This window comes from Alloprevotella sp. Lung230 (assembly GCF_014385435.1).
GTDB lineage: Bacteria > Bacteroidota > Bacteroidia > Bacteroidales > Bacteroidaceae > Alloprevotella.
In genome coordinates this window covers 94,198-105,918 of the sequence record NZ_JACSUD010000005.1, presented here as the reverse complement: position 1 = coordinate 105,918, position 11,721 = coordinate 94,198, and the positions used below count along the sequence as shown (strand labels likewise).

The 11,721-nt window shown below is 53.3% G+C and carries 8 protein-coding genes and 1 tRNA gene; 5 read left to right on the top strand and 4 right to left on the bottom strand.

Going from position 1 to position 11,721, the window contains the following annotated elements; all coding sequences use genetic code 11:
* Positions 1-193 precede the first annotated feature (193 nt).
* The 4 genes from H8527_RS04630 to H8527_RS04615 all read right to left on the bottom strand — a co-directional run bounded on the left by H8527_RS04630 (position 194) and on the right by H8527_RS04615 (position 6,983).
* Positions 194-3,523 carry a DEAD/DEAH box helicase gene (locus H8527_RS04630; RefSeq protein ID WP_187546024.1) on the bottom strand — a complete coding sequence of 1,110 codons (3,330 nt, stop codon included), beginning with the start codon at positions 3,521-3,523 and terminating at the stop codon, positions 194-196.
* Between the two features lie 19 nt (positions 3,524-3,542).
* The gene (locus tag H8527_RS04625) at positions 3,543-3,833 is read right to left on the bottom strand and encodes a DciA family protein (RefSeq protein WP_187546022.1); all 291 of its coding nucleotides are present in this window, start codon (positions 3,831-3,833) and stop codon (positions 3,543-3,545) included.
* 168 nt (positions 3,834-4,001) lie between these two features.
* Positions 4,002-5,642 carry a hypothetical protein gene (locus H8527_RS04620; protein ID WP_187546021.1) on the bottom strand — a complete coding sequence of 547 codons (1,641 nt, stop codon included), beginning with the start codon at positions 5,640-5,642 and terminating at the stop codon, positions 4,002-4,004.
* Positions 5,643-5,909: 267 nt separating this feature from the next.
* On the bottom strand, positions 5,910-6,983 hold the full coding sequence (locus H8527_RS04615) for a hypothetical protein (protein ID WP_187546019.1): 1,074 nt from the start codon (positions 6,981-6,983) through the stop codon (positions 5,910-5,912).
* A gap of 184 nt (positions 6,984-7,167) precedes the next feature.
* Here H8527_RS04615 and H8527_RS04610 point away from each other — a divergent pair, with 184 nt between their 5' ends.
* The 5 genes from H8527_RS04610 to H8527_RS04590 all read left to right on the top strand — a co-directional run bounded on the left by H8527_RS04610 (position 7,168) and on the right by H8527_RS04590 (position 11,670).
* Positions 7,168-8,079 (top strand): RluA family pseudouridine synthase, encoded by a 912-nt coding sequence (locus H8527_RS04610; RefSeq protein ID WP_187546017.1) that lies wholly within the window; start codon positions 7,168-7,170, stop codon positions 8,077-8,079.
* Positions 8,080-8,165: 86 nt separating this feature from the next.
* Positions 8,166-9,365, top strand: a complete 1,200-nt coding sequence (locus tag H8527_RS04605; protein WP_187546015.1) for a pyridoxal phosphate-dependent aminotransferase — start codon at positions 8,166-8,168, stop codon at positions 9,363-9,365.
* Between the two features lie 78 nt (positions 9,366-9,443).
* Positions 9,444-10,691 carry an ABC transporter permease gene (locus H8527_RS04600; RefSeq protein ID WP_187546013.1) on the top strand — a complete coding sequence of 416 codons (1,248 nt, stop codon included), beginning with the start codon at positions 9,444-9,446 and terminating at the stop codon, positions 10,689-10,691.
* Between the two features lie 82 nt (positions 10,692-10,773).
* Positions 10,774-10,846 (top strand) — tRNA-Pro (locus tag H8527_RS04595).
* A gap of 308 nt (positions 10,847-11,154) precedes the next feature.
* Positions 11,155-11,670: a hypothetical protein gene (locus H8527_RS04590; RefSeq protein ID WP_370539227.1), complete on the top strand. Its 516-nt coding sequence runs from the start codon at positions 11,155-11,157 to the stop codon at positions 11,668-11,670.
* The last annotated feature ends 51 nt before the right edge of the window (positions 11,671-11,721 follow it).

The window sequence follows — 11,721 nt, the reverse complement described above, 5'->3', positions numbered from 1 at the left end:
TCGGGGAAGGGTTGAATTAAGGCTCTTTTGCACCCACCGGCACACGTTTCGCACATCATACCGAGAAGGGCGCAAAAGAATAGGGGGGAAGATGTTGGGCATCCTATCCGTATAAAAAATCTCGCGAAAGCTGTTTCGCGAGATTTTTTAGGATGAGCAGGGCCACGAGAAAGGAGGGCGGAGAAGGGGCGGTTTATTCTACAGAAGGTGAGACGCATTCGTCGATGAGTTCGGCAAATAGCGGAACTTCGCGCAGAAGATGGGGGTTGCCCACCAAGAGGGTGCGTTGTCTGGCCCGAGTGAGCGCGACATTAAGTTTGCGGTCAATGAAATGGCCGGTTTCATCGACAAACTGCGAATTGCAGAGGAAATTGAGCTGCGACTGTCGGCTCACGGTGAAACCGAAGATAATGGTTTCGCGCTCCGAACCTTGAAATCGCTCCACCGTGTCGATGGTGATGCCGCTCAACTCCGGGCAAGCGAGGTGCAATTCGCGGCGTATGAGGGCAATCTGGTGGCGGTAGGGCACGATGATGCCCAACTCCACCGCCCAATCTATCTGCGAAGGTTTGCACTCCTGGGTTTCCTGATAAAGTTGCCGACAGAGGTGGGCGATGAGTTGCGCCTCTGCCTGATTGGTCTTGGGCGTAAAGGTAGAACTCTCGTCGGGCACACAGGGGTAGAACATCACGCGACGATAGGGCGAGACGACTCGCTGATGATCCAGCGGAATGGGGCGAAGCAGCCCTCCATAGAAATGGACATTGGCAAACCGAGCCACCTCGGGGTGCATACGTCCTTGGCGATGGAAAGCGTGCACGCAGCGCTCGGGAAGAATCTGGATGAGGCGTTCGAAGAGAGAGCACCGGCAGTTGGTCAGCCCCATCTTGTGCAAACGGGCATCGTCGACTTGACTTTCCCTTTCGCTTTGTTGCACCACTGCCGGCAACTGCTTGTGATCACCTATGAAGACGAAGCGTTCGACAGCCAGTTGCCCATGATGTTCGGCCATAAGGAGAGGGAGGAGGTGGGGTTCAAGAAGCTGGGAGGCCTCGTCGATGATGGCCAGCGAGAAGTGCTTGAGCGCAAAGAGGGATGTGGCGGCCGACAAAGAGGCGGTAGTGCCGACCACAACACGCACCGTTTGGAGGAGTTGCGTGATTTCTGCCACGTTCTTCTTCTCCGAAGTTCTGTTTTCCAGCAAATAAGGCAAGTATTCCTCGCTGCAAGTCAAGGCATTGCCGATGCGCAGGAAGTCCAGCCCGGCAGCCACAAGTTTGCTGCAGATTTCATCGACAGCGCGATTGGTGAAAGCCCCCAACAGGACCTGGTGTTCTGCGGTGGCAAGTTCTTCCTTCAATAGGCTCATCAGCCCATAAGAGGTTTTTCCCGTCCCCGGCGGTCCCACCAAGAGGAAGAAGTCGCGCGCCTGCACTGCCTTTTCGACCAGCGTGTCCAGTTCAGGCGTGTCAAAAGAAAGTTGCCGTTTACGCGTGGTGTCCACTCGTGCGGTGCAGGTGTGGGTGAGTAGTCTACGGCGGTGCTTTTCGCCGGAAAGGAAGGCATACAGGCCGCGATAGAGCGCGGTCGCGCTGGCCTCCATCAAGTCCGGTTCAATCGCCCAAACGTGGGTGCTTCTTCGGTCGAAGATGCGCGGATTGGTCTGCGGGGCACGAAGACGCAACACGATGTGGGTAGGGGTGATTTCCCCAATCGTGGCACGAAACACCATGCCTTCGCGCAAATCCGGTGTGCACAACGCTTCGTAGGAGTAGAAGACCACGATGTCCCCCTTTCGGAAGTTGGGGACGGTGGAAATGTCTTCCTCGCGAGGGGCGGTGAGGAAGAGTAGCCGCACCTCAAGGATGGCTCCGGTGGCACTCGTCTTGTAGCCTCCGCGGTCCAAACACAACTGAGGCATGATGTTGCCGGCCTGCATTTTCTCATCGAGGGTGGACAGCCAAGCAGCGGAAAAACCGCTCGCTTCTCTCTGAGAGGACCCGAGTTTTGCGCGCAACTGTTCGAGTGCTAAGAAGCGATGAAATCGGAAGAAGTAGGCGCGCTCTTCGGGGGTGGCACTGCGGAAGACGTTGATAAAATCGAGATATTCAGGGAGCTTATAGCGCTCCCACAGCACTCCGCAGGAGAGTGTGTGCAACTGTTCGGGCGTAAACTCCTCAAAGAAGTCTGCACTCCCTCTTTCTGCAAACTCCAAGTCACGCACAACCATCCGATTGCGCACTTCAAAAGCCTGCTGCAAGAGTTTGGGGACATTTTGCACACGTATCAGTCCCTCTTTGCCGGCATACTTCGAATAGAGCAAGTAGGCATTGATTTCAGAATAGCGCTTGTGGTGGGCGTAGTGGAGGATGGCCATATAGAGGAGCACCTGAATGCGATGGTGCAAGTGTGGGCCTTGAGTGGCAAACTCTTTCTTTCCACTCTTTTGCTCAATCACCACGTCCAAATCTCTTGTGAGCAAGTCCATACGCCCCTGCACACCGAGCATTTCGCAGAAGAAGGAGGGCTCCAACAACACCTCTTCATGATTGTCGACGTGCAGTTCGGGGACAAACTGGCGTCCGACGAGGTTGTACAGATTTTGCTGTTGCTGTTGTGCTTCCTGATGAAAGTCGGCAAGAGGCGCACTCTGGAGTGTGGCTGCGAGAGAGAGGGCGTTGGTCTTGAAGAAGCGCTGGATGCTTGCTGCATAGTTGAGCGGAAACTGATGGACGGCTTCGTCCAAGAGTTGAGAGGCGAAGTTTCCCAGCAGGAGCGGTCGGCCGGTGGGCGCCGGCAAGAAGCGATGCACGACATGGAGGTCGGGCGTGATGCCAAAAGGCTGAAAGCACGATGAAATGGCGGTGACATCGACCAAATAGTCCGGTTCGACAATGATGAGTGCGGCTTCCAAGCCCTCATCGCGGGATTTCGTGTCAATGAGGTTCAACGACATACCAGGTCTCAGCAGATCATACAGATAGCGAAAATCCCGCGTTTCATCGGTCGTCGTCAGCCAGATCTTCAAAGCAATCCCCGTGGGATGGTCGGCAGGAAGCACTTCGATGAAATCGGGATGTTTGGTCGCCAACACCACACGCCGAACGTGTGTGTCTATCTTCACTTCTTCTCTCCACGCTCGGTCTTGCTTGGGCAGCAACTGCTCCAAAGCCGCGGGTATCGCAGTTTCTTTAAGCCGCGCCACAAACTTGGCCAACAGACGCAAATCATAAGAAAGCGCTTGCGACAGCGTGATTTCTTCGACTTGCTCTACCTTCGACATGCGCACACGAAAGTCATTGAGCCGACGATAGACCTCGGGCGGAATGTTGAGGTGCGTACACACATAATGCAAACGCGGAAACGTGCCCGACAGTCCCACCTCTGCTTCTGCGGTTGCTTCGTTGAGCAGTTCGACCAACAAGCGATAGGCCATCACGGAACGCTGGCGTATCGTGAGGGTGGAACTCGTCAAAGCCTGCTCGATTTCATCGAAGAAATAGGTTGCTGGAAGAAGAGGCATATTGCTTTTGTCTGGATGGTCATATAAATCTAATATCGCTGATGACATTGTGTTTGACTCGGCGATTGAGTTGCTCTATCAGTTGCAGCCGTTTCAAACTCAACTGTGTGCGGATGACAGGGGTGTGCACCCGCACCCAAAGGGTCGTGTCCTTCACATATAGGGGTTCTGTGCGGTTGGCCACGGCATCGGGCAGGACTTCGCTCCAAGCTTGCAGAACCCGATGTTGCAGTAGCGGGGTTTGGATTTGTGGGTCTTGAATGCACAAATCCAACACAACATCTACTTTATCTGGTTTTCTTCTTTTCATTCTCAAGAAGAGGAATATGTGTATCTAAGGGAGGGGGGAAGATTTATCTTTTAGAGACTTGCTGCTGTCTCAGAGGTAAATACGGCCAATCAGCCTCGCCAGCAAACGTGAAGGGCGTGTCTCGATGGACGCGCCCTTCTCTTTTTAGTGGGATGATGCTGTGTTCATTTAGAAACGATAGCCGAAAGTCAAAGCAATTTGATGCCGATTCAAGTTGAGCCGTTGTGCCGGGAGGTCGTTACGCTCCGCTGCTGCCCCATCTTTATTATAGGCAAAGGGATAGACATCGGCTTTCTGGGTTTGGTATTGATAGGCAATGTCGGTGTAGAAATTGGCACCCCGATAGCCCAAACCACAAGTGAAACGGTTGGTTGCCCCCAGATTGACATAGTCCGTGTTCGTTGCAAAGCGATAGGACGGACTTGATGTGAAAAGGTTGAGCAGAGCTTCTTTGCGCATAGGTGCACTCACGAAGTTATAGCCCACACGAGTATAAAACTTAGGAGCAATCCGTGTCTCAACGCCGAGACGGACAGTATGCGTATCGCGCAGATAGGCGTTGATTTGGTCCTGCATATATCCGTCTTTCGTACCGCTGCTCCACCCTCCATCATAATAGCCAGAATCGGGCTGGCGCACTTGCGCTGTGGTATGGTCGGCTATTTCATATTCTGCACCGATGGCCACATCCTTCCCTATCGTTGTGCCTAAACTGAAATTGAACTTCAAGGGGGAGCGCATGTAGTAGTCGTTGTTGCTCTCCATCGCACTCTCGGTGTACTCGTAGTGCTCACCGGTTTTGGTATTGGTGTGTTCGTAGGGAGAACTCATGAACAGGCGGGAAGAACTGCTGATGGTGTAGAACGTGGGCAGGGTCATCGCCACGCCAATGCGGAAAGGACTTTCTGCAAAGGGCCGCGCAATGACGCCCAATTTGGCATCTACTCCGGTGCCGGACACCGTTTCAATCTGCTTCATCAGATAGGTCTTTCGGCGTCCCTTGGCATCTTGAAAGGGGACGCCCGCCTCATCCAGCGAGGCTTCTTCGTATTCCAACATACTCTGGCTCTGAATGTCGTAAACACCCACATTTACACCGAAATAAACTCGATTGCTGACGTTGAAAGCCAAGTTGAAATCATATTGTTGCACACCACCCTTCTGAGCACGATGGTAGTGATAAGCCTCGGCATACCCATGCTTATAGTCCGTCACGTGTCCAGAGGCATCGCGGATAGGGTCAATCAAAAATACGTCGTAGCCCAAATTGGTCAAAGGAGTTGTCAAGGCACGGTCGGCATCTACCTTCAAATCCAGCCAGCCTTTACTGAGCGTATTGGCCAGTTCACGCATCTGCCAAGTCTGAGAGACTCCGCCTAACAAGGGGACATTTTTAAGCGAGATGAGGTTGCGGAAGTTGCGCGACTTCTTATAGTTAAAGCCCAAGTTGACAAATTTCAAATTCTCTCCATCGACATTGAGCGAATAGAGAAACCCCGCTTGGTCGAGACTTGTGTTCGTGGCGCTACTCCCTAAATGTGTCGCCACACCATTCTTGTCCGACTGAGTGAGCAGACTTCCTGTGATTGCGGCATCTCCACGACGATACAAACCGGTAGAGGCGGGGTTGGTTCCCATTGCAGAGAGGTTGGCACCGAGGGCGCTCATTGCTCCCCCCATACCGATGTAGCGCGCATCTCCGTTGAGGTCGGTAGCAGAGAATTGCTGCACTTTATAAATGTCTTGTGCCATTCCGCTCTGTACCCCACAAAGGGTAAGAAGCATGGCCGAAAAATATATCTTTTTCATGGATGGTAAGTGAAAGATGTCAATGTATAAGTATAATAGGTGTTCGAAATAAGTAGGTGTTCAAAATTAATTGATACTATATTTGTTTCATTTTTTCGTCAGGTCGTCTTTGTGAAGAAGGAGTGTAGCGAGCAACACGACTGATGAACAAAGGCGAGATGGCGGAAAAGAGGAACAAAGGTGGTGTCAAAGTAGAGAATACCCTACGCAGAAGATAGTTACGATTAATTTTGAATACCTACTTAAGCGACAGCAGTTGCCGTCAATCTATCGGCGCCCTCCGATGACGCCTCCACCGCGTGAAGAACCACCACCGGAGAAGCCACCGCCCGAGTTGCTACCGGAGAAACCACCGCCTGACGAACTTCCACTGGAGAAGCCGCCATTGCGAGAGCCGCCCATATCAAAGCCGCTGCTGCGCGAAGGTTGCGAGTAACTATTGCTCGTGGAGCGTGAGGGAGAGTAGTTTTCTGTGGGTCGACCACCACGACGTGAGGAATTGACAATGTCTCCGCGGTAGGAAGGCGTGTCGTTGTATCGGTAAGAGGAGTGGGTTGTCGAAGTATCGTCATAGTTGTTTCTTCCACTCCAAGAGCCGCCACGCGAAGCACTGCCATTGCGAGACGTGAAACCACCACCGCGGCTGTCAAAAGCACCGGCAGAGCGAGAGTTGGCACCACTCACCCCATAATAGGTGTTTCCATGAGGACGCACGTTGTAAGCATAACCTCCATAATAGCCTCCCCAACCATAGCGGTCGTAAGGCCAATATCCATAATTCCAACCCCAGCCCCAGTTCCAACCGGAGTACCAAGGTGAGTACCAAGCACTGAAGCCCCAGGGCGAATACCAGCTGCTCCAGCCCCAAGGTGAGTACCAGCGATTCCAAGACCAGCCGTAGTAGAAGGGGTCATACCAGCCATACCAACTGCTCCAGCCCCAGTCGGAGAACCAAGGGTCGTAGTAGGCCAAGTCATAATAATAATCGTAGTAATAAGGTGAGGCGACAATGACTCCACGAGGGGAACGGAAGCGCACAATGCGTCCGGTCGCGGTCTGTCGTTCGTCGTCATAGAGGCTGTCCGCCATTTCTTTACGTGTACGGTCACCGTGGCGTCGGTTGTATTCGTCCACATCGCGTGACCCAACACGATAGTCGGCCCAATTGTCATAATCATAGGTCGATGCACTATGACCGTAGGCATTCCTATGGTGTTGGTTGCTCTGCTGTTGTTCAACTTGCAAAGCTTCCTTGGTGGGAACGAAGTAAACATCGTCCTGTGCCCAAGCTACACTGCTCAGTGCAAGGAGCGAGATGAGAGATAGAGCAAACTGTTTCATGACTACAAAATTTTGAGTGGTTGATACTGCGAAGATATGTATTATTTGAATAACGCCGATGTTTTTCCGCAAAAACTTTATTGCAGAAAGCAGTATTTTAACAAAACGAGGGTATTCTCTCGTTTTTTATTTGCCGATTTCAACATCTTGATGTAAATTTGCAATCTCAAATGCTCATCTTCTTATGTACAACCCTCGAAAGCCGCAATATACCCTCTTCACGGTGCGTGAAGCCACGGAACTACTTCCTTTTGTCATGAAAGCGCTCGATGGCATCAGCCGCTCCAAGGCCAAAGCCATCCTCTCCGGAGGGGGTGTGCGCGTGGATCGTCGTAATGTGTCCCAGCACGACTTCCCACTCACGGTGGGCATGAAAGTCGAAATCTCGAAGCAAAAGCAGCGTTTCCACTTCCAAAGCAAGTACCTCAAGATTGTTTACGAGGATGCACAAATCATTGTTATCGAGAAGAATATCGGCATTCTCTCTATGGCTTCAACGCAAGGGCAGCTTTGCGTCAAATCCATTTTGGACGACTACTTTCACAAAACACGACAGAAATGCGCGGCCCACGTGGTGCACCGCCTCGACCGTGACACCTCCGGCCTGCTGGTTTATGGCAAGACCATGGAGGCCGAACAAATCTTGGAGCACAACTGGCGGCAGATCGTCACTGACCGCCGCTACATCGCTTTGGCGAGTGGGCGGATGGAACAGAAGAAGGGCAGCGTCGAAAGTTGGCTGAAGGACAACAAAGCCTACATCACCTACTCTTCGCCCACCGACAACGGGGGGAAATATGCTCTTACTCACTTCCGTACTCTGCGCACCACGGACCGCTACAGTTTGGTGGAACTCAAGTTGGAAACGGGACGTAAAAACCAAATTCGCGTGCACCTTCAAGATTTGAAGCACCCCGTGTGTGGGGACATCAAGTACGGCAATGGCGACGACCCCATCGGACGTCTTTGCCTCCACGCCTTCCGCTTGGACTTCTATCATCCCATCACCAACGAACACCTTCATTTTGAAACCGCCGTGCCCAAGGCCTTCCTCAGCGTGTTTAGGTCGGAAAGTTCTGAAAAGACGGCAGACTGAACGCGCCTCATTTCTCCCAGACAACCCCTTCCTTTGTCCGCATGCACACCTTCGTCTCTATCTTCCCCCTATAAATCCTAATTGCTATGCCTAACATTTCAGAAAGAGCCATCGAAATGCCACAGTCGCCCATCCGCAAACTGGCGCCGTTGGCCAATGCCGCTGCTGCACGTGGCGTGAAGGTCTATCATTTGAACATCGGACAGCCGGACCTCCACACGCCGGAACAGGGATTGGAGGCGCTGCGGCATCTGGAGCGCCCCATCTTGGAATACTCCCCTTCACAGGGGCTTGAAAGTTATCGAAAGAAGTTGGTCGACTACTATCACAGCTACAACATTCAGCTCACTCCCGACGACATCATCATTACTTCCGGTGGTTCGGAGGCTGTGCTGTTTGCTTTTCTCTCCTGCTTGAACCCCGGTGATGAAATCATCGTCCCCGAGCCCGCCTACGCCAACTACATGGCGTTTGCCATTGCCGCCGGTGCCTGCATCCGCACCATCCCCACCACCATCGAAGAGGGATTTGCCCTTCCCGCCATTGAGAAGTTTGAAGCCCTCATCAACGAGCACACGCGAGCCCTCCTCATCTGCAACCCCAACAACCCGACGGGCTACCTCTACACTCGCGAGGAGATGAACCAAATTCGCGATTTGGTCCAAAAGCACGACCTTTTCCTCTTCTCCGATGAGGTCTACCGCGAGTTCATCTACGCCGACACGCCCTACATCTCGGCCTGCCATCTCGAAGGCATTGAGCAAAACGTGGTGCTCATCGACTCTGTGTCTAAGCGCTACTCGGAATGCGGCATACGCATCGGTGCGCTCATCACTAAAAACGAAGCTGTTCACACGGCCGTGATGAAGTTCTGCCAAGCCCGCCTCTCCCCTCCCCTCCTCGGACAGATTGTGGCAGAAGCCTCTATCGACACGCCGCAAAGCTACATGCAGGAGATGTACGAAGAGTACGTGGAGCGCCGCAACTGCCTCATCGAGGGACTCAATCGCATTCCCGGTGTCTATAGTCCCGTCCCGATGGGAGCTTTCTACACGATGGCACGCCTGCCCATCGATGATGCCGAACGCTTCTGCGCTTGGTGTCTGAGCGATTTCGACTACGAGGGCGAAACGATCATGATGGCCCCGGCTGCCGGTTTCTACACCACCCCCGGTGCCGGCCGAAACGAGGTGCGCATTGCCTACGTCCTCAAGAAGGAAGACCTCCAGCGCGCACTCTTCGTGCTCAACAAGGCCCTGGATGCCTATCCTGGTCGCATCCGTTAAGCATCGCCCCCTTCTCTGCCCGTGTGGCCTCCCACACGGGCATGATTTTTGTTCCCGCTTCTCTAATTTTTGCCCACTATGAGCTTCTCTTTCTTCGTTGCCCGCCGTTTCTTCCAAAACATCAGCCCCGACAAACCACGCTCCTCCAACCCCAGCATCACCATAGCCACGGCAGGTGTGGCCATCGGGCTGGCCGTCATGATTATCACCATCAGCGTCATTGCCGGTTTCAAGAGCGAAATTTCCAAGAAAATAGAAGGATTTGGCAGCCACATCGAAGTGCTGGACCTCGGCACCCTCACTGCTCCCGATGGCTTCCCCATTCGTACGGATTCGGCCTTCATCGCCGCCGTCAGCCATCTGCCCAATGTGGCTCACACCGACCGCGTTGTGCAGAAGATGGGCATCATCAAGACCAACACCGACTTCAAAGGCATCACCTTCAAGGGGTTGCCCGCCACATACGACACCACCTTCATTGCCTCGTGCCTCGTTGAGGGCCGACTGCCTCGCTGGCAGGACACCGACAGCAACGACATCCTCATCTCTCGCCTGCAAGCCGACGAACTGGGGCTGAAGGTGGGCGACCGCGTCTTCTCCTACTTCTTCGAAGAGAGCATCAAGACCCGCCGCTTCACTATCTGCGGCATCTACTGCTCCAACATGAACATCTTCGACAACAACTACGTACTCACCCCTATCTCCACCATCGAGCGGCTCAACCATTGGGACAACACGCAAGCCTCTGTGCTCGAAGTGCGCCTCCACGACATCGACCAAATCCCACAAACCCTCCCTGCCCTGCGCCGACTCTGCGAGCAGATGAACACTGCCCCCGATACCAAGTCGCGTCAGCCCCTCAGCATCAAGGAACACTATGCCCAAGTCTTCGCCTGGCTCAACCTGCTCGATGTCAACATGGTTGTCATCCTCTGCCTCATGGTGGCCGTGTCCGGCTTCACGATGGTGAGCGGCCTGTTCATCCTCATCCTCGAGCGCACACAGACCATCGGTGTGCTCAAAGCCCTGGGTGCCGGCAACACGCGCATTCGCGCCATCTTCCTCCACTTTGCCGCCCTCATCACCTTGCGCGGCCTGCTCATCGGCGATGTCCTCGCCCTGGCTTTGCTCATGGCCGAAAAGCACTGGGGCTTCATCCACCTCAATGCCTCGACCTACTATGTCGACACGGTCCCCATCCTCCTCGACCCGATTGCCATCGTTGCTGTCAATGTCGGCACGCTCGTCATCACCATCCTCGCCCTCGTGGCTCCGAGCTACATGATTTCGCGCATCCAGCCTGCCAAAGCCATCCGTTTCGAGTAGGAAAAGCCGGAGAAAAGCACGGAAGAGCTTGGCTATCTCGAAAGAAAAGCGTAATTTTGCCATCGATTTCGAAAAGACCTCACGGGGCGTAGCGCAGTTGGTAGCGCACCTGGTTTGGGACCAGGGGGTCGCAGGTTCGAATCCTGTCGCCCCGACACTGCAGGCAAAAGCCGGAAGCAAGTTGATAAAAACTTCGCTTCCGGCTTTTTCGTTGCAGCCAGTACACGGAAAAGCCTCAGCCTCTCCCCGCTCATTGAAAGTACGCAATCCACGCTTTCTCGTGAATTAAGACGCAACAGCACTCGGTCGGGCAAGTATATTTGGTTCAAGGCGCACGACAAGGCTATGGAGCATCGCAAGCGTTCCACACGCAATGCAGCCCTTGCTCCCGAATTGGTGTGGAGAATCAAACAACTCATCCTAGAAGCTAGAAGAACAATGGTCACCGCGACAAATATCGGGCGTGTTGAAGAAGGAAGACGTCAGTGTCTCACATCAATGTATCTACAATCTAATCCATTCCGATACAAGCGGAGAATTGGCGCGCCACACGCGTCACAAGCTCAAATATAGACGCCGACCCAAACGCAAGCTTTTTCCCATAGCCGATAGAACGAGCATTCACTCGCGTCCCGAGCAGGCGGACGGAAAACGCTTTGGGGATTTTGAGATGGATTTGATTGTGGATAGGTACAACCACGCCATACTCACGATCGTGGAGCGTTCCACAAACATGCTCTTCATGACCAAACTTGCCCATGGGAAGAAGGCAGAGCCGTTGACCAAGGAGGTCAGACGGCTGCTTCTACTCTACAAGAAACACATCAAGACCATTAATCCTGCACGATTGTGTCATCACGCGAAATGTCGGATAAATCGAAAAAAAGCCGTAGCACATTGTGCAGCTTCGATGTCTCTCACACATTATTTATCGCTTCTCAAACGATTTCATCGAAGGGATGCCAATGGCTACGGCTGAAAGTAAGGTGCATCTGGGAAGACGTGTGCCCTCACAAATTGTGCTCGTCCT

Excerpts from the sequence above, each read along its gene's own strand:
- H8527_RS04630 (WP_187546024.1), bottom strand. The coding sequence starts at position 3,523 with ATGCCTCTTCTTCCAGCAACCTATTTCTTCGATGAAATCGAGCAGGCT.
- H8527_RS04625 (WP_187546022.1), bottom strand. The coding sequence starts at position 3,833 with ATGAAAAGAAGAAAACCAGATAAAGTAGATGTTGTGTTGGATTTGTGC.
- H8527_RS04620 (WP_187546021.1), bottom strand. The coding sequence starts at position 5,642 with ATGAAAAAGATATATTTTTCGGCCATGCTTCTTACCCTTTGTGGGGTA.
- H8527_RS04615 (WP_187546019.1), bottom strand. The coding sequence starts at position 6,983 with ATGAAACAGTTTGCTCTATCTCTCATCTCGCTCCTTGCACTGAGCAGT.
- H8527_RS04610 (WP_187546017.1), top strand. The coding sequence starts at position 7,168 with ATGTACAACCCTCGAAAGCCGCAATATACCCTCTTCACGGTGCGTGAA.
- H8527_RS04605 (WP_187546015.1), top strand. The coding sequence starts at position 8,166 with ATGCCTAACATTTCAGAAAGAGCCATCGAAATGCCACAGTCGCCCATC.
- H8527_RS04600 (WP_187546013.1), top strand. The coding sequence starts at position 9,444 with ATGAGCTTCTCTTTCTTCGTTGCCCGCCGTTTCTTCCAAAACATCAGC.